At 41.3% G+C, this 23,293-nt stretch carries 22 protein-coding genes; 8 read left to right on the plus strand and 14 right to left on the minus strand.

Annotated elements, in window-relative coordinates; genetic code table 11:
* Positions 1 to 61: 61 nt before the first annotated feature.
* From lpdA to ACP69X_RS07140, 5 genes are all read right to left on the minus strand, one after another.
* Complete coding sequence (gene lpdA / locus ACP69X_RS07120; protein ID WP_024426892.1) at positions 62 to 1,474, minus strand: dihydrolipoyl dehydrogenase; 1,413 nt, start codon at positions 1,472 to 1,474, stop codon at positions 62 to 64.
* A 4-nt stretch (positions 1,475 to 1,478) separates the two neighbouring features.
* Positions 1,479 to 2,819: a dihydrolipoamide acetyltransferase family protein gene (locus tag ACP69X_RS07125; RefSeq protein ID WP_426052549.1), complete on the minus strand. Its 1,341-nt coding sequence runs from the start codon at positions 2,817 to 2,819 to the stop codon at positions 1,479 to 1,481.
* Positions 2,820 to 2,926: 107 nt separating this feature from the next.
* Positions 2,927 to 3,904, minus strand: coding sequence for a pyruvate dehydrogenase complex E1 component subunit beta (gene pdhB, locus ACP69X_RS07130; protein ID WP_012009824.1), 978 nt, complete (start codon positions 3,902 to 3,904; stop codon positions 2,927 to 2,929).
* A 3-nt stretch (positions 3,905 to 3,907) separates the two neighbouring features.
* Positions 3,908 to 5,023 (minus strand): pyruvate dehydrogenase (acetyl-transferring) E1 component subunit alpha, encoded by a 1,116-nt coding sequence (pdhA, locus tag ACP69X_RS07135; RefSeq protein ID WP_024424754.1) that lies wholly within the window; start codon positions 5,021 to 5,023, stop codon positions 3,908 to 3,910.
* A gap of 409 nt (positions 5,024 to 5,432) precedes the next feature.
* Positions 5,433 to 6,101, minus strand: coding sequence for a YkyA family protein (locus ACP69X_RS07140; RefSeq protein WP_041084965.1), 669 nt, complete (start codon positions 6,099 to 6,101; stop codon positions 5,433 to 5,435).
* Positions 6,102 to 6,334: 233 nt separating this feature from the next.
* Between ACP69X_RS07140 and ACP69X_RS07145 the strand changes: the two genes are divergently transcribed.
* A complete protein-coding gene (locus tag ACP69X_RS07145; protein WP_026050085.1) occupies positions 6,335 to 6,514 on the plus strand; it encodes a YjcZ family sporulation protein in 180 nt (59 codons plus the stop codon).
* Positions 6,515 to 6,625: 111 nt separating this feature from the next.
* The gene (gene def / locus ACP69X_RS07150) at positions 6,626 to 7,183 is read left to right on the plus strand and encodes a peptide deformylase (protein WP_041084966.1); all 558 of its coding nucleotides are present in this window, start codon (positions 6,626 to 6,628) and stop codon (positions 7,181 to 7,183) included.
* A gap of 37 nt (positions 7,184 to 7,220) precedes the next feature.
* Here the strand turns inward: def and ACP69X_RS07155 are convergent, their stop codons facing one another.
* The gene (locus ACP69X_RS07155) at positions 7,221 to 8,000 is read right to left on the minus strand and encodes a Cof-type HAD-IIB family hydrolase (RefSeq protein ID WP_075611350.1); all 780 of its coding nucleotides are present in this window, start codon (positions 7,998 to 8,000) and stop codon (positions 7,221 to 7,223) included.
* Between the two features lie 399 nt (positions 8,001 to 8,399).
* On the opposite strand from ACP69X_RS07155, the gene ACP69X_RS07160 reads away from it, so the two are divergent.
* Both ACP69X_RS07160 and rnjA read left to right on the plus strand, forming a co-directional pair.
* Complete coding sequence (locus tag ACP69X_RS07160; RefSeq protein WP_008345114.1) at positions 8,400 to 8,609, plus strand: DNA-dependent RNA polymerase subunit epsilon; 210 nt, start codon at positions 8,400 to 8,402, stop codon at positions 8,607 to 8,609.
* Positions 8,610 to 8,614: 5 nt separating this feature from the next.
* Positions 8,615 to 10,282 (plus strand): ribonuclease J1, encoded by a 1,668-nt coding sequence (gene rnjA, locus ACP69X_RS07165; RefSeq protein ID WP_012009818.1) that lies wholly within the window; start codon positions 8,615 to 8,617, stop codon positions 10,280 to 10,282.
* Between the two features lie 82 nt (positions 10,283 to 10,364).
* On the opposite strand, the gene ade is transcribed toward rnjA, so the two are convergent.
* The 5 genes from ade to ACP69X_RS07190 all read right to left on the minus strand — a co-directional run bounded on the left by ade (position 10,365) and on the right by ACP69X_RS07190 (position 15,638).
* A complete protein-coding gene (ade, locus tag ACP69X_RS07170) occupies positions 10,365 to 12,095 on the minus strand; it encodes an adenine deaminase (protein WP_041084968.1) in 1,731 nt (576 codons plus the stop codon).
* A 261-nt stretch (positions 12,096 to 12,356) separates the two neighbouring features.
* Positions 12,357 to 13,025, minus strand: coding sequence for a potassium channel family protein (locus tag ACP69X_RS07175; protein ID WP_041084969.1), 669 nt, complete (start codon positions 13,023 to 13,025; stop codon positions 12,357 to 12,359).
* A 37-nt stretch (positions 13,026 to 13,062) separates the two neighbouring features.
* A complete protein-coding gene (locus ACP69X_RS07180) occupies positions 13,063 to 13,899 on the minus strand; it encodes a gamma-glutamylcyclotransferase (RefSeq protein WP_041084970.1) in 837 nt (278 codons plus the stop codon).
* 4 nt (positions 13,900 to 13,903) lie between these two features.
* Positions 13,904 to 15,214, minus strand: coding sequence for an ATP-binding protein (locus tag ACP69X_RS07185; protein ID WP_073979444.1), 1,311 nt, complete (start codon positions 15,212 to 15,214; stop codon positions 13,904 to 13,906).
* A 145-nt stretch (positions 15,215 to 15,359) separates the two neighbouring features.
* On the minus strand, positions 15,360 to 15,638 hold the full coding sequence (locus ACP69X_RS07190) for an AbrB/MazE/SpoVT family DNA-binding domain-containing protein (RefSeq protein ID WP_024424746.1): 279 nt from the start codon (positions 15,636 to 15,638) through the stop codon (positions 15,360 to 15,362).
* A 276-nt stretch (positions 15,639 to 15,914) separates the two neighbouring features.
* Here ACP69X_RS07190 and mreBH point away from each other — a divergent pair, with 276 nt between their 5' ends.
* The 3 genes from mreBH to ACP69X_RS07205 all read left to right on the plus strand — a co-directional run bounded on the left by mreBH (position 15,915) and on the right by ACP69X_RS07205 (position 18,467).
* The gene (gene mreBH / locus ACP69X_RS07195; protein WP_041084972.1) at positions 15,915 to 16,922 is read left to right on the plus strand and encodes a rod-share determining protein MreBH; all 1,008 of its coding nucleotides are present in this window, start codon (positions 15,915 to 15,917) and stop codon (positions 16,920 to 16,922) included.
* Between the two features lie 74 nt (positions 16,923 to 16,996).
* Positions 16,997 to 17,128 (plus strand): protein YkpC, encoded by a 132-nt coding sequence (locus ACP69X_RS07200; RefSeq protein ID WP_003210922.1) that lies wholly within the window; start codon positions 16,997 to 16,999, stop codon positions 17,126 to 17,128.
* A 106-nt stretch (positions 17,129 to 17,234) separates the two neighbouring features.
* Positions 17,235 to 18,467 (plus strand): aminopeptidase, encoded by a 1,233-nt coding sequence (locus ACP69X_RS07205; protein WP_041084973.1) that lies wholly within the window; start codon positions 17,235 to 17,237, stop codon positions 18,465 to 18,467.
* Positions 18,468 to 18,502: 35 nt separating this feature from the next.
* On the opposite strand, the gene ACP69X_RS07210 is transcribed toward ACP69X_RS07205, so the two are convergent.
* Complete coding sequence (locus ACP69X_RS07210; protein WP_041084974.1) at positions 18,503 to 20,122, minus strand: ABC-F family ATP-binding cassette domain-containing protein; 1,620 nt, start codon at positions 20,120 to 20,122, stop codon at positions 18,503 to 18,505.
* Positions 20,123 to 20,265: 143 nt separating this feature from the next.
* Here ACP69X_RS07210 and ACP69X_RS07215 point away from each other — a divergent pair, with 143 nt between their 5' ends.
* Positions 20,266 to 20,541, plus strand: coding sequence for a hypothetical protein (locus tag ACP69X_RS07215; RefSeq protein WP_041084975.1), 276 nt, complete (start codon positions 20,266 to 20,268; stop codon positions 20,539 to 20,541).
* A 63-nt stretch (positions 20,542 to 20,604) separates the two neighbouring features.
* On the opposite strand, the gene lepB is transcribed toward ACP69X_RS07215, so the two are convergent.
* Entirely contained in the window at positions 20,605 to 21,177 is a 573-nt protein-coding gene (lepB, locus tag ACP69X_RS07220) for a signal peptidase I (RefSeq protein WP_029706712.1), read from the minus strand.
* A gap of 211 nt (positions 21,178 to 21,388) precedes the next feature.
* On the minus strand, positions 21,389 to 23,281 hold the full coding sequence (locus tag ACP69X_RS07225; RefSeq protein WP_041084976.1) for a PTS fructose transporter subunit IIABC: 1,893 nt from the start codon (positions 23,279 to 23,281) through the stop codon (positions 21,389 to 21,391).
* Positions 23,282 to 23,293 lie beyond the last annotated feature (12 nt).

The raw sequence follows: 23,293 nt of genomic DNA on the forward strand, positions 1-23,293 counted from the left end.
TCATATGGAGTTCAAACGCAAAAAAACCCTCTCCATCAAGGAGAGGGTTTCATAGGCTTCATTATTTTACGATGTGGATTGGGCTTCCGATTGCTACTTCAGCCGTTTCCATTGTAATTTCACCTAATGTTGGGTGAGCGTGAATTGTCATAGCGATATCTTCAGCAGTCACTCCAGCTTCGATTGCAAGGCTAAGCTCTGAAATCATATCAGAAGCGCCAACACCTGCAATTTGTGCACCGATAACTAGACCATCCTCTTTACGAGTGATCATTTTCATGAAGCCATCAGTTGCATCAAGAGAAAGTGCACGTCCGTTCGCTGCGAATGGGAATTTCGCTGCAACGATTTCGATTCCTTCTGCTTTTGCTTCTGCTTCAGTGTATCCAACAGTTGCAAGTTCTGGCTCAGAGAATACAACAGCAGGAATACCAAGGTAATCAATTTCAGCTGGCTCTCCAGCGATTGCTTCAGCTGCAATTTTACCTTCGTAAGAAGCTTTGTGAGCAAGTGGTGGTCCATCAACGATGTCACCAATTGCATAGATGTTAGATACGCTTGTACGGCATTGTTTGTCTGTTTTGACAACTCCGCGGTCAGTCAATTCAACACCAACTTGCTCAAGACCAAGCTCATCAGTGTTTGGACGACGACCAACAGTCACAAGTACGTAATCAGCATCAACTGTTTTCTCTTCGCCTTTTACTTCGAACGTAACAGTGACACCATCAGATTTTTCTTCAACGCCTTTTGCAAGAGCGTTTGTATGGATTTCAACGTTTCCTTTTTTCTTCAGGTTACGTTTAACCAATGAGCTCATTTGCTTTTCGAAACCTGGAAGGATTTCGTCTCCACCTTCAAGGATCACAACTTCTGTTCCAAAGTTTGCATAAGCAGTACCAAGCTCAGTACCGATGTATCCACCACCGATGACAACTAACTTTTTAGGTACTTCTTTAAGCGCTAAAGCACCAGTTGAGTTGATCACGCGGTCTGTGTATTTAAAAGTAGGCAATTCAATTGGACGAGATCCAGTTGCAAGAATTGCATTTTTGAAAGTGTAAGTCTGTGCTGAATTATCATCCATCACACGTACAGAGTTGCTGTCTACGAAATAAGCTTCACCTTTGACGATGTCTACTTTATTTCCTTTAAGAAGACCTTGAACTCCACCTGTTAACTTATTAACAACAGAAGCTTTCCACTCTTGAACTTTTGTGAAATCAACTGTTACGTTTTCAGCTTTGATACCCATGTCTTCAGAATGCTTAGCATTTTCAAAACGATGGCCAGCATTGATTAATGCTTTTGAAGGGATACAGCCAACGTTTAGACATACACCGCCAAGTGTTCCTTTTTCAACGATTGTTACTTTTTGTCCAAGCTGTGCAGCACGAATAGCAGCTACATATCCACCAGGACCTGCACCGATGACAAGAGTATCTGTTTCGATTGGGAAATCTCCTACTACCATGACATTACGCCTCCATTAAAATTAATTGTGGATCATTCAATAAACGCTTGATGTGGTTAAGGGCATTTTGCGCAGTAGCTCCGTCAATCATACGGTGGTCAAAGCTTAGGGAAAGAGCTAAGACTGGAGCTGCAACGATTTCGCCATCACGAACAACCGCTTTTTCAGCGATACGGCCAATACCAAGAATCGCTACTTCTGGGTGGTTGATGACTGGAGTAAACCATTGTCCACCAGCAGAACCGATGTTTGTGATTGTGCAAGATGCACCTTTCATTTCAGCTGGAGCCAATTTACCATCACGTGCTTTTGTTGCAAGCTCATTGATTTCGTTAGAAACTTCGAAAATCGCTTTGCGATCTGCATTTTTCACAACTGGAACGAGCAAGCCTTTTTCAGTGTCAGCTGCAATTCCGATGTTGTAGTAATGCTTTTGAACAACTTCATCTGTTTTATCATCGATAGAAGTGTTAAGTACTGGGTACTTTTTCAAAGCAGAAGTTAGAGCTTTTACAACGTAAGGCAAGTAAGTTAACTTGATTCCTTGATCAGCTGCAACTTGTTTGAATTGTTTACGATGTGCAACAAGGTTTGTTACATCAACTTCATCCATTAATGTTACGTGAGGAGCTGTATGCTTAGAGTTCACCATTGCTTTCGCGATTGCTTTGCGGATTCCGCTCATTTTCTCGCGAGTTTCTGGGAATTCTCCTTCAAGAACTGGAGCTGCTGCCGCTTTAGGAGCTGCTTCTTCTTTCACACTTTCAGCTGCTTGAGGTGCTGCTTCTTGAGCTGCAGAACCACCATTAACGAAGCTGTCGATATCTTCTTTTAATACACGTCCGTTTTTACCAGAACCTGCAACTTTGTAAATTTCAACGCCTTTTTCGCGAGCATATTTACGTACAGATGGCATAGCGATAACGCGTTTGTTTGGATCAGCATCTACTTGCTCTTGTGCGCCTGCACCAGTTGCTGCTGCCGCTTCTTCTTGTGCTACTTCTTTCTTCTCTGGCTCGTTACCAGCTTCAGCAGTACCTTGTACTTGAGCTTCAGTTTTTGCTTCGCCTTTTTCTTCGCTGCCTTTAAATTGAAGATTTTCGTAACCAGGTGCATCAAACGTAATGATTGTTTGTCCTACAGTTGCAACTGTTCCCTCTTCAACTTTTAATTCTAATACTTTTCCTTTAACAGGTGAAGGAATTTCTACAACTGCTTTATCATTTTGTACCTCTGCTAAAACGTCATCTTCATTGATTTCGTCGTTTGGTTTAACAAACCACTTAACGATCTCACCTTCGTGGATACCTTCTCCGATGTCCGGAAGTTTAAATTCAAATGCCACTGTTTTTCGCCTCCTAGATTTTGTTGAACCCTTGTTGTGTATATTTACACGGTCATGTAATTGATAAAGGGGAAGAGAAATAAATTCTTTTCCCCTCTGTCATTTAATTAAAATTCAAGAACTTTCTTCGCTGTTTCAAGTACATCTTTATGGTTTGGAAGCCATACGCTCTCAGCTTGAGAGAAAGCAAATACAGTATCAGGTGCAGCTACACGAAGTACTGGTGCTTCCAGGCTAAGGATCGCTCTGTCATTGATTTCAGCTACTACGTTTGCAGCAATACCAGCTTGTTTTTGTGCTTCTTGAACAACGATCGCACGGCCTGTTTTTTCAACAGAAGCGATGATTGTTTCAATATCAAGCGGGCTTACTGTGCGAAGGTCGATAACTTCAGCAGAAACGCCTTCTTTTTCTAGCTCTTCAGCAGCTTTTAGTGATTCGTGAACCATTGCACCGTAAGTGATGATTGAAAGGTCAGAACCTTCACGTTTCACGTCAGCTTTTCCGATTTCAATTGTGTACTCTTCTTCAGGAACTTCCTGACGGAAAGAACGATAAAGTTTCATATGCTCAAGGAACACTACAGGATCGTTGTCACGAATTGCAGAAATTAAAAGTCCTTTTGCATCATAAGGTGTTGAAGGAATGACAACCTTGATACCAGGCTGTTGTGCGATAAGACCTTCTAAGCTGTCAGCGTGAAGCTCAGGTGTGTGAACTCCCCCTCCGAATGGAGAACGGATTGTCACTGGAGAATGCCAGCGTCCGCCAGAACGGTAACGCATACGAGCCATTTGTCCAGAAACAGAATCTAATACTTCGTAAACGAATCCGAAGAATTGAATTTCCATTACTGGGCGGAATTCTTGTAGTCCAAGGCCAATTGCAAGACCGCCAATACCAGATTCAGCAAGTGGAGTATCGAATACACGATCCTCACCAAACTCTTTTTGCAATCCTTCAGTCGCACGGAATACGCCGCCGTTTTTACCAACGTCTTCTCCGAAAACGAGAACGTTTTCGTCATTTTTCAGTTCTGTGCGTAACGCATCAGTGATCGCTTGAATCATTGTCATTTGCGCCATGGCTTACTTCGACTCCTTCTGTTTGTAAATTTCAAGCTGTTCAACTAAGTTGAATGGTTTCACGTCGTACATGTTTTCAATCAAGTCAGTGACTTTTTGCTTAGGCTGTTCGTCAGCTTCTTTGATCGCTTGTTTGATTTGTTCTTTTGCATCTTCGATCACTTTATTCTCTTCTTCTTCAGACCATAGGCCTTTGTTTTCCAAGAATTTGCGGTAGCGTACCAATGGATCTTTTTGCTCCCACTCGTTTTCGTCTTCTTTTGTACGATATCTTGTTGGATCGTCACCAGCCATTGTATGTGGGCCGTAACGGAATGTAAGAGTTTCGATTAATGTTGGACCTTCACCATTTACAGCGCGCTCACGAGCTTCAGCAGTTGCTGCATAAACAGCTAATGCATCCATACCGTCAACTTGTACGCCTACGATACCAGCTGCAGCTGCTTTTTGTGCAATTGTTTGTGCAGCAGACTGCTTTTCAACAGGTGTAGAGATCGCATATCTGTTGTTTTGGACAACAAAAATCGCTGGCGCTTTGTAAGCCCCTGCAAAGTTAATACCTTCGTAGAAATCACCTTGTGAAGCTCCACCGTCACCAGTGTAAGTGATTGCAACAGCTTTTTTACCGCGTTTTTTCAAACCAAGAGCTACACCAGCAGCTTGAATGATTTGTGCACCGATAATGATTTGCGGTGAAAGTGCATTCACATCTTCAGGCATTTGGTTACCAACAAAGTGTCCGCGAGAGAACAAAAATGCTTTTGTTAGCGGAAGACCGTGCCAGATTAATTGTGGTACATCACGATATCCTGGAAGAATGAAATCTTCTTTCTCAAGTGCAAAGTGAGTTGCAAGCTGAGAAGCCTCTTGTCCAGCTGTTGGCGCATAGAAGCCAAGACGTCCTTGACGGTTCAATGAAATTGAACGTTGATCTAATACACGTGTAAACACCATACGGCGCATTAATTCTTTTAATTGGTCATCTGAAAGATCCGGCATTGCCGCTTCGTTTACGACTTCGCCTTTTTCGTTTAAAATTTGAAACGTTTCAAACTGCTTTTTGATGGCATCAAATTGCTTTTTGCTATCAACAATTGCTTTTTTTGTTTTTGCAGCCATTCTAAAGTCACCTCTTCCTTTCTTTTAACAGTCCATTTGTCGTGAATCCATTTATACATACAGATATAGGATAACCCAAAATACTCATATGACTCCTGTATATAATAGCCACTAAGATCGTTGTCGAAACATTGGTTGACCACTCGTTTTTGAGTCCTTCTAACTGTATTAACGATAGTTCACAAAAAACTAATACAACTTCTGTTAACAAGGAATAGTTTACAACAAGAAAAATAGTCCGTCAATTGATTTAACGGCTTTATTTAAATAAATGTATTCGCTTTACTTTTTATGGTGAACTGTATCAATCTGTTTAACAAACAACCCAATCTGTACTAGTATAGAGTGTACTACTGTACTACAATAGAAAATGTTTGTTTTTGTCGAAAAATAAAAAAAGAGCTGTTTTTCAGCTCTTTTTTGACTCTTGATCTGCTGCTTTATACAAAGCCTTTTTATGATCATTCAATTGATCTGTATATTGATTGAACTTCTTACTTTCTTTTCTTACTTTGCTATATGAACGATTCACTGTCTTCAACTTAGACTTCAGCTCTTCATATCCTAGATCCTTTTTCTTTAAAGATTGATACAAATGCTGATCTTGTTTTAGCGCCTTTTGATACTCTTTGTAAAGCTGATCATATGACGCATATCGTTTCTCGATCGATTTAACCGTTTGGTCTGCTTTCTCTTTTAACTCCGCATCTTGCAATCGTGCGGCAGATTCTTTTACCGTTTTCAATTCTTTTTTTGATTCATCCATGCTGTCTTTTTCTGTTTTTAAATGTTCTTCTCGTTTCGCTGCCGATGCTAACGCCTGATCAGAAAGGTTTGATACTGTTTTTGGATGGTCCTTTGTTGTTTGAATCATTTTTGTATACAGCTTCTGCTCTTTTTTCTCATAGCTTTGAAGTGTACCTTGCTCTTTTTCAAAGGTTGCTTCTTTTTCACTCATTTTCGTCATCGCATCTTGCATGTCATTGAATGGACTTTGACCTCCGCATCCTGCCAGCAAAAGGGTACATATCCCCGCTAAAGCAGCACCTGCTTTCATGCTTCTTTTCATCTGTCTCATCACAAGGTCCCCCTTTACATCTCCACATACCACTATAATTTTTAAAGGCGTTTGTGACAAGGAAAGAGGTCAATCAGATGAGGCGGAGAAGATTTTTTTCAAGCAATAGGCTCATGACTATACAAATAGTGCATTCATACATAGTTTATATTACACGCTTCGCCTTCACTTATGAGAGGCTGAGTGTATTTCCAAAGGAGGTCAAAAGTATGTCTAATTATAGTCATGGAAGTATGTATGGTGGATACGGCGGTTACGGGTATGGATACGGCGGCGGCTGTTGTTACCCAAGTTATGGCGGTGGATACGGATGCGGATACGGCGGCGGACGTACATTCGCTTTAATCGTTGTGCTTTTCATCCTATTAATCATCGTTGGCGCAGCATTCTTAGGCGGCGGTGGCTGCTGCTAAGGCTGTTATAAGCCTTTGACCGGTCTCATAGACCGGTCTTCTTTATTTCATTGCATATGTTGTGTATCATTTTATATACTTTACATACAAAGGAAATAGGAGTGAAGTTTTGTGATTACCATGGATGATATCGTAAGGGACGGACATCCCGTCTTAAGACAAACAGCTGAAGCGGTCGAGCTCCCGCCAACAGAAGAGGAAAAACAGCAATTAGCTGATATGATTGAATTCGTCAAAAACAGTCAAGATGCTGACATTGCTGAAAAATACGACCTAAGACCCGGCGTTGGATTAGCTGCTCCGCAGATCAATATTAGTAAACGGATGATCGCAGTTCACTGTGAGGATGAAGACGGAGAAGAATATAGCTATGCTCTATTCAACCCGCGTATTGTCAGTCATTCAGTCAAAAGAGCTTATTTAGCTACTGGTGAAGGCTGCTTATCAGTCGATGAAGCCATCCCTGGATTTGTTCCTCGATATCAAAAAATCAGGGTCAAGGCCACAACGCTTGAAGGAGAGGACATTGATATCCGTCTAAAAGGTTTCCCCGCTATTGTCTTTCAGCATGAAATTGACCATTTAAATGGCATTATGTTTTATGATCATATTCAAAAGGATCAGCCATTCGCTGAGCCAGAAAACTCTGTTGCGATCGGCAGATCATAACATAAAAAGAAGACCCAGCATCTAAGGGTCTTCTTTTTTATTCTTCCATAAGGCCAAGATGGGTCACTGCATGGAATATGCCGTCCTCATCTACTGGCTTTGTCACAAAATCAGCCAATGCTTTCAGTTCACTCACAGCATTTCCCATCGCAACGCCTGTTCCAGCAAACGAAATCATTTCTCTATCGTTCAGTCCGTCTCCAAAGGCAATGGTATCCTTTTGATCGTAAGGAAGTCTTTCGATGACTCGTTTGATCCCTTCAGCTTTTGATCCGCCTTTTGGCAGAACATCTGTTGACAGCTCATGCCATCTGACAAGGTCAATTTCATCGTGGAATGCCTTATACTGCTCTTCCTCTTCTGCCTTACAAAATAGGAGCATTTGAAAAATGTCGTTTTCTTTAAAGAAAGATAAATCGTGCTCAGGATGCTCTGTTTTTAAAGTACCGATTCCTTCATGGATAAACGGATGGTTCGGCACAGACGCCTTCATCGTTTCTTCTCCCATAAAAACAAGCGGATGATCATGACGATCCGCTGTCTCATAAATCCGCTCCATCAGCTCCTGCTTCAGCGGATTGCCGTAAATAACGTCTCCCTCATACATGACATACTGACCGTTATAAGCAATGAATGAGTCAAGCCCTAATTCTTCTAAAATGGGCTCAATCAGAAAAGGAGAACGCCCAGATGCTATAAAGAGATGATGGCCTTTTTCTTTTAATAAATGAACCGCTCGCTTCGCTGACTCAGGTATTTTTTTATCATGATCATATAAAGTACCATCGATATCAAAAAAGATGACTTTTTTATTCATATCTCGCCCTCCTGCCCTTTGTTATATGTATACACACTCCCTTTCATCATACAGAAAGATTTCCGCTTTCGAAACCAATTCCTTTTGAAAACGCCTATTTCCCACATATATCCATGTAACATTCATTGGAAACATCATATAATACAAGTATATAGAGAGACCGGAATACGCTGTTTAAGCTTACTTCAAACCGAAAGGAGGCGGCATGTGATGCTTCGTCGTCTGCGCAAGAAAATTCGAAGACAATGGAAGGACATGCTTCGTAAAAAATCGATTGCTTAAAGGGATCTTCCGCACATCCGCCGAAGGTCCTTTTTTCTCAGAGACTTTTCTTATGCGCGTTTTTTTAATATAATAGAATAAGCGAGTGTAACATACGGTATTTAAGGAGAGATTTGGATGATATATAAGGTATTTTTTCAGGCAAGTACTACTGAGGTACCTGTAAGAGAACACACAGATTCACTATACGTTGAAGCGGTTTCTGAAAGAGACGTACGCGATAAGTTGAAAAAACATAACTACAACATTGAATTCATTCAGCCTGTAGACGGTGCTTTTTTAGACTATGAACGAGAAAGTGAAAATTTTAAAGTATTGGAGCTATGAGAGGAATGAAATTTGTTAAAAATGATCAGGCGGCAGTTTTTGCGCTCGGCGGTTTAGGCGAGATCGGTAAAAACACGTATGGCGTTCAATTTCAAGATGAAATCATTTTAATTGATGCTGGTATTAAGTTTCCTGAAGATGAGCTTCTTGGAATTGACTACGTCATCCCTGACTATACGTACTTAGTTAAAAACGAAGATAAAATCAAAGGTCTTTTCATTACTCACGGACATGAAGACCACATCGGCGGTATCCCTTACCTTCTCAAGCAAGTGAATATTCCAGTTTACGGCGGCAAACTCGCAATCGGCCTACTTCGTAATAAATTGGAAGAGCATGGTCTCTTGAGACAAACAAAACTTCACATTTTTGAAGAAGAAGATACCATTAAATTTAGAAAAACAGCTGTGTCTTTCTTTAGAACGACACACAGTATTCCAGATTCTTATGGAATTGTCGTCAAGACACCTCCTGGTAACATCGTACATACAGGTGATTTCAAGTTTGACTTTACTCCTGTTGGCGAGCCTGCCAATTTAACCAAAATGGCTGAGATCGGAAAAGAAGGCGTTCTTTGTCTTTTATCTGATAGTACAAACAGTGAAATCCCAGAATTTACGATGTCTGAAAGACGCGTAGGTGAAAGCATTGATGACATCTTTAGAAAAGTCGATGGACGTATCATTTTTGCCACGTTTGCTTCAAACATTCACAGACTTCAGCAAGTGATTGAGTCTGCTGTTGCCAACGGCAGAAAAGTCGCTGTATTTGGACGCAGTATGGAGTCTGCTATTGATATTGGACAAGATCTTGGCTATATTAAATGTCCAAAAAACACGTTTATTGAACATAATGAAATCAACCGCCTTCCAGCAAACAAAGTAACCATTCTTTGTACTGGTAGCCAGGGTGAACCGATGGCAGCTCTTTCTCGTATTGCGAACGGTACTCACCGCCAGATTTCTATTAACCCTGGAGACACTGTTGTCTTCTCATCTTCACCGATCCCAGGTAACAATATTAGCGTAAGCCGCACCATTAACCAGCTTTATCGTGCAGGCGCTGAGGTCATTCATGGCTCGCTTAATAATATTCATACATCTGGTCACGGCGGACAAGAAGAACAAAAACTGATGCTCCGTTTAATTAAACCAAAATTCTTTATGCCGATTCACGGTGAATACCGCATGCAAAAAACGCATATCAAGCTCGCGAATGACTGCGGCATCCCTGAGGAAAACTGCTTTATCATGGATAACGGTGAAGTTCTTGCACTGAAAGGTGACGAAGCAAGTGTCGCTGGCAAAATTCCATCAGGCAACGTGTATATCGACGGAAGCGGTATTGGCGATATCGGAAACATCGTTTTAAGAGACCGCCGCATTCTTTCTGAAGAGGGCCTCGTTATTGTGGTTGTCAGCATGGACATGAAAGAATTCAAAATCTCTGCTGGTCCTGATTTGATCTCAAGAGGTTTTGTCTACATGAGAGAATCTGGAGACCTTATCAACGATGCACAGGATTTAATTTCAAAGCATCTTGAAAAAGTAATGGAACGTAAGACAACTCAGTGGTCTGAAATTAAGAACGAAATTACAGACACCCTTGCACCTTTCCTTTATGAAAAAACAAGACGCCGTCCAATGATCTTACCGATTATTATGGAAGTGTAATCACAAAAAGAGACACATGCCGCTTGGCTGTGTCTCTTTTTTTCACCATTCATAAAACCGCATATATACCTATGCGGTTTTTTTATGATTGAATTGGGAGATGCTGAAAGCTTCTGACATCAAACAAACCCTTTGTCGTCATTTTCACATCAGGAATGACTGGGAGTGCCAAGAAGGACAGCGTCAAAAACGGATTAAAATCTAAAGTAAAGCCTGTTTCTTTTAACGCTTCATGGAGCGCATGAAGGCTTTCATTTACAAGATGTGCCGGCTGATCTGACAATAAACCAGAGATCGGTAATGGAAGCGTATGAAGAGACTGGCCATCTTTGACAACAGTTAAACCGCCCCCTGCTTCTTTTAACGCGTCAATGGCTTTCACGATATCAGCATCATTTGTGCCAACCGCAATTAAATTGTGAGAATCATGCGCAACCGTTGTTGCAATTGCACCCTTTTCTAACCCAAAGCCGCTGACAATCCCTATCCCCATTTCAGATAAGCCTTGATGACGTTCGACAAGCACCATTTTTAATACATCTCTTTCTGTATCGCTAGTGAATTGTCCGTTCGTTTCTGAGGGAGAGGCTTGTTCTAATTTTGTTTCTAGCTGATTCGGAATAATACGGATCACATTCATTTTTTGATGAGCTGTGATAGGCAGAGCCAGATCTTGCTCTTGAACATCTATAGTATGAACAGATTGTAATAAGACTGGACTCGGTGCAATTTTTTCGACACCTGGCTTGTACTCTCCATGCTGCGCCACCAATTCTCCTGCAATAAATACGCTGGTGATGTCGACTTGATGAAGATCAGAGACGAGCATAAAATCAGCATCAAAACCTGGCGCAATGGCTCCCTTTGTTTTGAGGCCAAAGCACTCAGCTGCGTTTAAACTTGCCATTTGATATGCTAAAAATGGGTCTAACCCTTCTTTTATAGACATTCGTACTTGTTCGTCAATACTTCCCTCCGCCATTAAATCATCTAAATGTTTGTCATCGGTACAAAAGAAAAAGCGTCTCACATTCTTTTCATTCACAGCTGGTAAAACGTTTTTCACGTTTTTGGCAACAGAGCCTTCTCTCAGCATGACATACATGCCTCGTTTTACACGTTCAAGGGCTTCTTCGGCTGTTGTTACCTCATGATCTGTTTGAACACTCGCTGTGCGGTAAACGTTTATTAATCGGTCTGTTAAGCCTGCTAGATGACCATCAATCAATTTATTCTCATTTTGAGCATCAAGCAGCTTTTGAAGCATATCTTCTTCTGCCTGCTCCACACCGACGTAATCCATCACCTCGGCAAGACCAAGAACCTCTTTCTCTTGATACAAAGGCTTTAAATCTTTCGCTTTTAAAACAGCACCTGATCGCTCAAAACTAACTGCCGGTACGCAGGATGGCAGCATGAAATAAATATTTAAGGCAGCTTTTCTCGCTTCTTCCAGCATAAAACGGATGCCTGTGATCCCTGAAACATTGGCAATTTCATGTGGGTCTGTTACGACAGTTGTCACACCGCGCGGGACGACAGCTTTGGAGAATTCAGCAGGGGTAACCATAGAGGACTCGATATGAACATGGCCATCAATAAAACCGGGTACAAGCATTTGACCTGCTGCATCCAGCTCCTGTTCTCCCTCGTACTCTCCAATCCCTACTATTTGTCCATTTTCAACAGCGACATCAGCGTCTATCCATTCCTGGTTAAACACGTCCATAATCTTCGCATGTTTAATCACGAGGGCTGCTTTTTTTCTCTTTGCAGCTACCTCAATTTGATGTCTGAAAAGCTCCTTATCCAACGACACTGCCTCCTCCAAGTAAACAATATAATGTTTCTTATCGTAAACGAATCTGTTTGCCCAGTCAATGACATTTAGAGAAAATCATCCAGATAAAAAGACTGATTTTTATTTCCGAATAGTGATAATTGCATGAAAAATATGATGATTGACTTTAATGTTTATGCAGAACAAAACAGCCCTTTTAAATGTCTTCTTTCCTCTTCACTGTCCACCTCAAGTGTACACAATCACATAAAAAAACACCCCGCCCAGGAGTGTTTAATAATCGTTCTGCATTTCTCGTTTTTCAAAGCGTCCGATATCGGCTACTGACCCGATGACAATCAGGATATCTTCTTTTTGAATCATTTCATCTGCGAGCGGTGAAACAATCACTTCTTTACCACGCTTAATCGCCACAATATTAATGCCGTATCTCGCTCTAATATCGAGATCTAAAAGAGAATGCCCTGCAAGCCTGCTGTTGGCAACGATTTCAATGAGGCTGTACTCATCTGACAGCTCCAGATAATCTAATACGTTGTTGGAGATGATTTTATGTGCAATTCGTCTGCCCATGTCTCGCTCTGGATGAACGATGCGATCAGCCCCAATTTTATTTAGTACCTTTTCGTGATAGTCGTTTTGCGCCTTTACTGTGACCATTTTGACGCCAAGCTCTTTCAGCATAATCGTCGTTAAAATACTGGCCTGAATGTTTTCACCAATCGCAACGATGACATGATCAAAATTGCGAATGCCGAGATTTTTTAAAACAGATTCGTCCGTCGAATCGCCAATGACCGCATGTGAAGCAATTTTCGCGTATTCGTTCACTCGATCTTCATTCATATCCATGGCCATGACTTCAAGTCCTTCTTCGCTGAGCGCCTTGCAAATACTTCCGCCAAAGCGTCCAAGACCAATGACTGCATATTCCTTTTTCATGTTCAGACTCCTTTTATCTCACTTACCATGCATTTTACTACGGTTTGATTAATGAATCCATATGCGAGCGAATTTTTTTACGGAACGCTTCACTTAAGTAAAGATCTGCTCCTTTTTCAATTTCACTGCGGTAATGACCTGGAGGAGCAATTTCTTCGCTCTTTTGAAGAACTAGAAAGGTTAAACAGTCCGCATATATTTGATCACCTATTTTGACATCGACAAAAGCTGGACGATATGTGCCCTCATAAACGCCTTCTCGTTTGTACAAATATCGAATGGCATCAAAAGGAACCTCATATAAAACGCCCTCTGTTTCTCCGCCGTCTTCTACCATATCGGCTCTTGACCCATCAGCCCTTACCAATGTAAATCTAGTTGTAAAGCCGTTCAGTGCACCGCCGCCGATGATTTGTTTAAAATAATGATCGACTTCCGCCAGCTTAAATCTTGCATCATCCATACAGGAGCCATAGGCAAAATAATAGAAGGATGCTGGCTTCTGCTGCCACATTCTATATTCCTTCCAGCAGCCGCTCTCGATTTCCTTCAGCGCTGATACCTTCTGCTTTGGTAAAGTGTATGTAATAGCCGCGACCAGCCCCCGGTCTGTCATGACATCGACGACCTGCTTGTCATACCCTTCCTCAAGTAAATCTATCTTATTCAGCGTGCTTGCGGTTACCTCGTACAATTCTCCATATACTGTGCTTTTCTCTGCTAGAATGCACGCAGGGTATCCTTGACCTGTATCATAGATTCTGCCGCTGATCCAAGCTGACTTAGCTAATGACCTGCTTTCTTTCATATACGTCTTGTGGTGCTCTTCATGCTGCAGAAGCGTCCCATATACAAATAAAGCTTTCGCCTTCATGAAATCACGTCCTCTCGCCTTGCTGCTGTCTGCTTTTTTGCCACACAGGTAAATAGATATGAAAAGCTGTACCTTCTCCCAGCTCACTGACCACATCCATCCTACCGTGATGATCTTTTAAAATCGCTGCACAGATGGTGAGGCCAAGTCCCGTCCCTTCTGTTTTCGTGGAGAAGAAAGGATCATATATTTTCTGAATATCCTCTTCAGACATCCCTTTTCCTTCATCTTGAATGGTAATTTTCCATTCATTCATCACTTTTTCTGTTGATATGTATATACTGCCGCCTTCAGGCATTGCCTCAATGGCATTTTTGATTAAATTAATGAACAGCTGCTTCATTTGGTTAGCGTCTGCTAATATAGCGCCGGCATCCTGCTTTTTAAATGGCTGTTTGAGATCAATATTCGAAAGGACTGCATTGGTTTTTAGCAATGTAATGACCTGCTCTAACAGTGCATGAAGCTGAACTTCTTGAAACTGGACCGACTGCGGCTTTGCCAGTACTAGCAGCTCACTTAAAACAAAATCAATCCGTTTAATTTCGGAAAAAATAATGTCAAAATAATCGGTTCTTTCAGGATATTGCGTTTTCATCAGCTGCAAAAAGCCGTTTACTGAGGTCAGCGGATTTCTGACTTCATGGGCGATTCCAGCGGCTATTTGTCCTGCAACGGCCAGCTTTTGCGCCTGCATTTGCAATTGTTGATTTGATTTTTCAAGCTCAAGCTTTGCCAACTTTTGTTTTGTAATATCTGCAACTGTTCCAATACCTCCAGTAAACTGGTGCTCTTCATCAAAGTAGAGTTTATAATGAACGTCTCCCCATACTTTCTTCCCCTCTTTATGAAGAAGCTGCAGCTCGATCCGCCCTGAATCTTTATGCTCTTTGATAACAGATGACAAATGCTGAATAACTCTTTCTTCTTGATCAAAGTACTGATTGTACATCGTACCTAGACATTCATCTATTTCATAGCCGGTCATTTGTTTCCATGCTTGATTTAAGAAGATGATGTGCCCTTTTTCATCTGTTTCAAAGACAATTTCTTGCAAGTTATCTGTAATTCGGTTCAGCCGCTCTGTCAGCTTGTGTGCCTCTTTTTCTCTCTTATTTAGATCTGACACAAGTAAATTCAAGCGGTCTACATATCCTGAGACAACCCAGATCCCTGCTAACACAACGACTGTAAAGGCTAGATCGAGCGGCCAATTAATTTGATAGCCGCCTAGATAATAAAAGAAATCCCAGCTTATGATTAAGATAAATGCAAGAACAGATAACACGATCCGCACTTGATATGTTTTGTTCAAATGATTCCACCTGCCGCCCTGAGATTCTTTGTCAATTGTACCATTTTCCACTTAATTTTTGAGGGAGATAGGGCATTTTTAAGGAACTTTTTTAAAGAAAAAATAGCCTGTTCTCAGCACAAAGGAAGAGAGCAGGCTATTTTAATTACTTCTGAAGAGCTTCTTGCAGCTCTTTTAACAGCAGTTCTGCGCCTTCAGCGCTTAATGTAATTTGACCATTTCCATATTCATGGTTCTCTGATGTAATCTCACCAGTCATGAGACAAACGCCCTCTGGCTGATATTTTTTCAAGACGATTTTATCTCCATCTATAAAAAATTCCATACTGTCTTTAATAGCGATATCAAGTGCTCTTCTCAATTCGATTGGCATCACAATACGCCCTAGTTCGTCTACTTTTCTTACGACTCCGATAGATTTCAATTACGTTCCCTCTTTCTTTCATTAGCTCAAGATCAATCTGTTTTTCACCAATTGATATATCGTAGACGTAAGAGATTCTTAAAAGGTTTCTCCTCTATAAAAATTTTTTTCATAATAGAAAAAATAAAGGGAAAATTTATTGTGATTGTCAAAATGATACTTGAATTTTACAGATTCATTTCAAGGTGATCACAAACCCCCACAAATGACATCACCCCTCTGAACTTTTAAATGTAAAATTGTTTAAAACAGCAAAAATAGAGATTGGGTGAAAACATGTTTCAAAATGCCGAAATTGGAATTGATTTAGGAACAGCTAACATATTGGTTTATAGTAAAAATAAGGGAATTATTTTAAATGAACCGTCCGTCGTAGCAGTCGATACAGAAACAAAGACTGTACTTGCCGTCGGATCAGAAGCAAAAGAAATGATCGGGAAAACACCTGGGAAAATTGTTGCGATCCGTCCGATGAAAGACGGTGTCATCGCTGATTATGATATGACAACAGATTTACTTAAACAAATCATGAAAAAAGCAGGAAAAAATATCGGGTTTACCTTCAGAAAGCCAACTGTCGTTGTATGTACACCTTCTGGTTCAACGGCTGTTGAGCGCCGCGCCATCAGCGATGCTGTAAAAAACTGCGGAGCAAAACATGTGCATTTAATTGAAGAACCTGTTGCAGCTGCAATCGGTGCTGATCTTCCGGTAGACGAGCCTGTTGCGAACGTCATAGTCGATATTGGCGGCGGAACAACAGAAGTGGCGATCATTTCATTTGGCGGCGTTGTCTCTTGTCATTCGATTCGAATTGGCGGCGATCAGCTGGATGAAGATATCATTACGTTTGTCAGAAAGAAATATAACCTATTAATCGGCGAACGGACTGCCGAGCAGGTGAAAATGGAAATTGGGTATGGTCTTATTGAACATGAGCCTGAATCATTAGAAGTGCGCGGTCGCGATCTTGTGACAGGTCTGCCAAAAACGATCACACTTGTCTCTCATGAAATTCAAGGCGCCATGCGAGAATCACTTCTTCATATTTTAGAAGCGATCCGTGCCACATTAGAGGACAGCCCTCCAGAGCTAAGCGGAGATATTGTAGATCGCGGTGTCATTTTAACTGGCGGAGGCGCTCTTTTAAATGGAATTCAAGAATGGCTTTCTCAAGAGATTGTTGTTCCAGTCCATATTGCAGCCAATCCCCTTGAATCTGTTGCAATTGGAACAGGTCGTTCATTAGAAGTGATCGACAAATTGCAAAAAACTTTAAAATAATCTTCTTGTTCTACTTCTTTTTTCGTCATTTCGATCATATCGTGAGAAATGGATAAACGTGAAGGAGGAAGAACATGTTGCTTGATTTAGGTAAACGGGTCGTTGTCACAGTCATTTTAACGGGTATTATTTTAGGAGGAATGAGCCTGTCGTTTTCACATATGCCGCCTTCTAATGCACAGCCTGTGAAACAACTGAACCGCTAAAAAAGCCGCACGAAAGCGGCTTTTTTATTTTGGCTTTAAACATGCTCCCATTTTCCTTTTCGGTCATAAATCTGATATGATGAACATGACTAAAGGAGGGTTTTTTATGAGTTCATTTGAAAAACAACTAGATCAATATGCCAAGACCATCGTTGAAGTCGGTGTGAATGTACAAAAGGGGCAGGAAGTGGTTGTATCCGCATCTACTGAATCTGCACACCTTGTTCGTCTTGTAGCAAAACACGCGTATGAGCGCGGGGCGAAAAACGTACATATCCGCTGGAGTGATGGTGTTCTCACCCGTTTAAAATATGAACATGCGCCACAGGATGTCTTTGAGCAATTCCCAGAATGGGAAGCACAGATGATGGAAACCATCGCAAAACGCGGTGGCGCTTTTATTACCATCCTGTCAGAAAGCCCTGACCTTCTGCGAGGCATTGACTCGAAAAAAATCGCTACACAGCAAAAAGCTGCTGGTTCAGCACTACATACATATCGTCAATACGTTCAATCTGACAAAGTCGCTTGGACGGTCGTAGGTGCTGCGTCAAAAGAATGGGCGAAAAAGATTTTCCCTGATCATCCAGATGAAGAAGCTGTCATTTTATTGTGGGATCAAATCTTTAAAGTCGCACGCGCTGATCAAGCAGATCCTGTTGAGGCTTGGAAAAAGCACGATGCGTTATTAAATGAAAAGGTTAAAATACTCAATGAACGCCACTACCACAAGCTTCATTATGAAGCACCAGGCACAGACCTCACGATTGAGCTTCCAGAGCAGCATATTTGGGTAGGTGCTGGCAGCGTAAGTGAACGCGGCGTCTCGTTCATGGCCAACATGCCGACAGAAGAAGTCTTTACCGTACCGAAAAAAGACGGTGTAAATGGGACAGTCTCAAGCACAAAGCCGCTCAGCTATGCCGGAAACATCATTGATGAATTTTCACTAACCTTTGAAAATGGCCGGATTGTGGATGTGAAAGCAAAAGAAGGCGAAGATATTTTAAAATCTCTCGTTGAAACAGATGAAGGCTCTCATTATCTAGGTGAGGTTGCCCTCGTACCAGATGATTCACCAATTTCTAACTCAAATATTCTTTATTACAATACACTTTACGATGAAAATGCATCAAACCACCTTGCCATCGGCAGCGGATATGCGTTTAATATCGAAGGCGGAAAAGAAATGAAACGAGAAGAATTGGATGCTGCGGGTGTGAACAGCAGTATTACACACGTTGATTTTATGATCGGTTCAAAGGAAATGAATATTGACGGAATCACAAAAGAGGGGAAACGCGAACCGATCTTCCGAAATGGAAACTGGGCGATTTAATCAAAAAAAGACATCCATAGGATGTCTTTTCTTTGTTATGCGTAGAGCTCTTCAAGTCTTTTTTGGATGTCTTGATCTGATAAGAACTCATCATAAGTTGTTTGTTTATCGACGATGCCATTTGGCGTCACTTCGATAATTCGGTTTGCGACTGTTTCAACAAACTGATGGTCATGAGATGAGAAGAGCATTGCTCCTTTAAAGCTCATGAGGCCGTTATTCAGCGCTGTAATGGATTCTAGGTCTAAGTGGTTCGTTGGCTCATCCAGCAGCAAAATATTCGCTCCAGACAGCATCATTTTTGATAACATACAACGAACCTTTTCTCCTCCTGATAAGACACTTGCTTTTTTCTTCACTTCTTCCCCAGAGAAAAGCATACGTCCTAAGAAACCACGCAGGAAGCTTTCACTTTGATCATTCGGAGAATACTGACGAAGCCAATCAACGAGATCAACATCGTTTCCTTCAAAATATTCACTATTGTCTTTCGGGAAAAAGGCTTGTGACGTTGTGACACCCCATTTAAATGATCCGCTGTCTGGCTCCATTTCACCAGCAAGGATTTTAAATAACGTTGACACAGCAAGCTCATTACGGCTTAAGAACGCAATTTTATCTTCGCGGTTCATTATAAAGCTGACATTATCAAGTACTTTCACACCGTCAATTGTTTTTGATAGACCTTCTACTTGAAGGACATCATTTCCGATTTCGCGCTCTGGCGCAAAATGAACATACGGATATTTACGTGAAGACGGCTTAATGTCATCTAAAGAGATTTTATCAAGCAATTTCTTTCTTGATGTCGCTTGCTTCGATTTAGAAGCGTTCGCACTAAACCGGGCAACGAATTCTTGAAGCTGCTTAATTTGTTCTTCTTTTTTCTTATTTGCTTCTTGGCTTAGTTTCAGCGCTAACTGGCTGGACTCATACCAAAAATCATAGTTACCGACGTATACTTGGATTTTCCCGAAATCAAGGTCCGCAATATGTGTACATACTTTGTTTAAGAAATGACGATCATGCGAAACGACGATGACTGTATTTTCAAAGTTAATGAGGAACTCTTCGAGCCACTGGATTGCTTGTAAGTCCAAGTGGTTCGTCGGCTCATCGAGAAGAAGAACGTCAGGCTTGCCAAATAAAGCTTGAGCTAAAAGGACTTTTACCTTTTCAGAACCGCCAAGCTCAGACATTTTCTTCGATTGAAGGCTTTCTGGAATGCCAAGACCCTTTAATAGGATCGCTGCTTCACTTTCAGCTTCCCAGCCGTTTAATTCAGCAAACTCACCTTCAAGCTCCGCTGCACGAATCCCGTCTTCATCTGAGAAATCAGGTTTCATATAGATCGCATCTTTCTCCTGCATCACGTCATATAGACGTTTGTGACCCATGATAACGACTTTTAATACTTCAAACTCTTCATATTCAAAGTGGTTCTGTTTTAAAATTGCTAAACGCTCACCAGGGCTCATATGAACATCACCCGTTTGAGCCTCAATTTCTCCAGAAAGAATCTTTAGAAACGTTGATTTACCAGCTCCATTGGCACCAATTAATCCGTAGCAGTTGCCAGGAGTGAATTTAATATTTACTTCTTCAAATAGTTTACGATCAGCAAAGCGCAAACTAACATTATTTACTGCAATCATTTATTAATCCTCCATCACTCATTCATCATTATGAAGTATAACATGAATAACGTTTGATAGAAACGTCTCTCGCTAAGAACGAAGGCTTTTTGTCCATTATGGTATAATAAACGGGAATGATTGATTGAAGGAGTTCGGGCGATTTGAGATTACTCACACTGATGGAATACTGTTTATTGATTTTCTTTATGGGCATTTATTTATCTGCAACAGGCTTTAATGCGAAGGACTTTGGCCTTTATATTGGGCTTGTCCTCATTTACACACTGGTCCACATCTTTTCCAAACGCTTTTTACAAAAGCGGGGAAAAGAAAACCAAAAAATCGGATTGTTTCGATCCGTTTTAGCCATTACCGGATCTGTGTTCGCTTCAGTACTAGCCATTGTGATCATTGTTACAGTGCTCACGCCAAATTAAAAACGACCCTTCTGTAAGGGTCGCTCGTTCAAGCACCTTTCTCTTGCCTCTGAGAAGGTGCTTTTATTTTGTCTGTCGAATATCGCCAAACGGGAAGAAAACAAATTCTGATGTCCCGACAACCCGATCCTTTTCAATGAGGCCAAGTCCATTTCTGCTGTCCATGGAATTGAGTCTGTTGTCCCCCATCACAAAGTAATCGTTTTTCGGTACTTTCACTGGACCAAAATCTCCAGTTAAATGCACTTCATACTCTTTCGCATGCGCCTTGTTCTCTTTTAAATAAGGCTCATCTACTTTTTTACCATTAATGTAAAGCGTATCATCCTTCATTTCAATCGTATCACCTGGAAGGCCGATCAATCGTTTGACATAATGAATCTTCTGACCATCTTTTCCATTAATAATCACGATGTCACCGCGTTTCACACCACCGAGATAGTTAATGGTTTTGTTGACAAACAGCTTTTCCCCGTCATGAAGTGTCGGTTCCATTGACTCTCCTTCCACCACATACGGTTCAAATATAAATGTACGGATGAGCAAGACGAGCGCAAGTGCAATTAAAATGGCTTTGATCCATTCAAACAGTGAACTTTTCTTCTCTGTTTTGGCTTGCTTCGCATCAGATTGAATTTCATTTTCGTTTTGTTTGTTTTCTTCGTTCAAAATACTGCTTCCTCCTAAGACTTTCTGCTAAAAGACTTGAAACGTGAATTGAATAACTTTACTTTATCATATGTCATTTAAAAATTCACAAGACAACCATTTAATTAGATATTTTTTCCTAATTCACTGATGATTAAACAAAAAGAAGCACCGTTTTTCACGATGCTTCTCTTCTGCATTACGCTTCTTGCCTGACTGGTTTTTTCAAAATACCCAGTAAAATCGCTGTCACAACGGCACCGATTAAGATGCTGATGATATAAAGAACTGGATGATTTGTTACCCAGAAAACAAATAGTCCGCCATGCGGTGCAGGAAGCGTCACTCTAAAGAATTCCGTTAATCCACCAGCAACTGCTGCACCAATAACAGCTGAAGGAATCACACGAAGAGGATCTGCCGCCGCAAATGGGATCGCCCCTTCAGTGATGAAGGCTGCTCCCATGAAGTAGCACGTAATCCCTGCTTCACGGTCACGTTTTGAGAACTTATTTCTAAAAATCGTTGTTGCAAGTGCAATACCTAGTGGTGGAACCATTCCGCCTGCCATAATCGCAGCATGCGGTGCATAGTTGCCAGCAGCAATCATTGCAAGACCAAATGTGTAAGCCGCTTTGTTAATTGGGCCACCCATATCAATTGCCATCATACCAGCTAAAATAATACCCATTAAAACAAGGTTTCCAGTACCTAATGATTCAAGCCAATGTGTTAATCCGTCCATTACCATTTTCACTGGTGTGTTGACAATATAATGCATGATAATGCCTGTGAAGAAAATACCGAACAATGGATACAGCAGAACCGGTTTAATCCCGTCGAGTGTCTGCGGTACGAATGTGAATACTTTTTTGAGCAGCACAACAATGTAACCTGCTAGGAAACCAGCAATCAGTCCGCCTAAGAACCCTGCACCTGCTGCTGACGCCATAAATCCACCGACCATACCTGGCGCAAAACCTGGACGATCTGCAATACTCATGGCAATAAATCCAGCTAATACCGCAACGATTAAGGCAAGTGCATTATCGCCGCCAATTCCTTTTAAGACAGCTGCAAATGAATTAAATGAAGGATCCTTAGGATCTGCTGAGTTAATCCCCCAGAAGAATGAAATCGCAACTAAGATACCGCCTCCGACAACAAATGGAAGCATGTTACTTACACCACTCATTAAGTGCTTGTAAAATCCGCTTCTTCCTTTGCCAGATGATTCATTTTCGTCTTTAGAAGAACTGCCGCCTGAACCTTTATAAATCGGCGCATCTTGATTGATGGCTTTTTCAATTAATTCCTGCGGACGGCGAATACCAGCTGTTACAGGGACTTCAATGACATGTTTGCCTTTAAAGCGTTCCATTTCAACTTGCTTGTCCGCTGCCACAATGATGGCTGGTGCTTCTTCAATTTCTTTTGCTGTAAGGGCATGTTTAATACCGCCAGAGCCGTTTGTTTCAACTTTAATGTCAACGCCCATTTCTTTTGCTTTTTCTTTCAAAGCATCTGCTGCCATAAATGTATGTGCAATGCCGGTCGGGCAAGCTGTTACCGCTAAAATTTTAGCAGGTTTTCCTTCTGCAGCCGGCTCTTCTTGAACTTCCTCTTCTTCTTCATCATCTTGATCATGTGTATTTATGATCTCAATGATTTCATCTTCAGTCGCCGCTTCAAGGAGCTGCTTTCGAATTTCTTCACGCATAAGAAGTGTGGATAAACGAGAAAGTGCCTCTAAGTGCGTGTTGTTTGCGCCTTCAGTTGCGGCAATCATAAAGACAAGATGACTCGGCTGCGCGTCCAGTGATTCATAATCTACACCAGCAGTTGAGCGGCCAAATGCAATGGCAGGCTCTTTTACACTTGCTGTTTTAGCGTGCGGGATGGCAATTCCTTCACCAATACCAGTAGAGCTCTGTTTTTCGCGATTGATCACAGCTTCTTTATAGCCCTCTTTATCATTTAACTTGCCTGCTGTATCTAAAACAGTGACTAGCTCTTCAATGACTGCTTCTTTCTGCTGGCTGTCTAATTGAAGCTTAATGGTATGCTTCGTGAGTAGTTCTGTAATTTTCATGATGACTCCTCC

The organism is Bacillus sp. DC4300-2b2 (genome assembly GCF_049895685.1).
In the GTDB taxonomy this organism is placed as follows: domain Bacteria; phylum Bacillota; class Bacilli; order Bacillales; family Bacillaceae; genus Bacillus; species Bacillus safensis.

Bases quoted from the DNA above. Each gene is read 5' to 3' on its own strand.
- ACP69X_RS07180 (WP_041084970.1), bottom strand. From the start codon at position 13,899: ATGAAGGCGAAAGCTTTATTTGTATATGGGACGCTTCTGCAGCATGAA.
- lpdA (WP_024426892.1), bottom strand. From the start codon at position 1,474: ATGGTAGTAGGAGATTTCCCAATCGAAACAGATACTCTTGTCATCGGT.
- ACP69X_RS07160 (WP_008345114.1), top strand. From the start codon at position 8,400: ATGATATATAAGGTATTTTTTCAGGCAAGTACTACTGAGGTACCTGTA.
- mreBH (WP_041084972.1), top strand. From the start codon at position 15,915: ATGTTTCAAAATGCCGAAATTGGAATTGATTTAGGAACAGCTAACATA.
- pdhA (WP_024424754.1), bottom strand. From the start codon at position 5,023: ATGGCTGCAAAAACAAAAAAAGCAATTGTTGATAGCAAAAAGCAATTT.
- ACP69X_RS07175 (WP_041084969.1), bottom strand. From the start codon at position 13,025: ATGAAAAAGGAATATGCAGTCATTGGTCTTGGACGCTTTGGCGGAAGT.
- ACP69X_RS07140 (WP_041084965.1), bottom strand. From the start codon at position 6,101: ATGAGACAGATGAAAAGAAGCATGAAAGCAGGTGCTGCTTTAGCGGGG.
- ACP69X_RS07225 (WP_041084976.1), bottom strand. From the start codon at position 23,281: ATGAAAATTACAGAACTACTCACGAAGCATACCATTAAGCTTCAATTA.
- ACP69X_RS07200 (WP_003210922.1), top strand. From the start codon at position 16,997: ATGTTGCTTGATTTAGGTAAACGGGTCGTTGTCACAGTCATTTTAACG.
- pdhB (WP_012009824.1), bottom strand. From the start codon at position 3,904: ATGGCGCAAATGACAATGATTCAAGCGATCACTGATGCGTTACGCACA.
- ACP69X_RS07210 (WP_041084974.1), bottom strand. From the start codon at position 20,122: ATGATTGCAGTAAATAATGTTAGTTTGCGCTTTGCTGATCGTAAACTA.
- rnjA (WP_012009818.1), top strand. From the start codon at position 8,615: ATGAAATTTGTTAAAAATGATCAGGCGGCAGTTTTTGCGCTCGGCGGT.
- ACP69X_RS07205 (WP_041084973.1), top strand. From the start codon at position 17,235: ATGAGTTCATTTGAAAAACAACTAGATCAATATGCCAAGACCATCGTT.
- ACP69X_RS07155 (WP_075611350.1), bottom strand. From the start codon at position 8,000: ATGAATAAAAAAGTCATCTTTTTTGATATCGATGGTACTTTATATGAT.
- ACP69X_RS07145 (WP_026050085.1), top strand. From the start codon at position 6,335: ATGTATGGTGGATACGGCGGTTACGGGTATGGATACGGCGGCGGCTGT.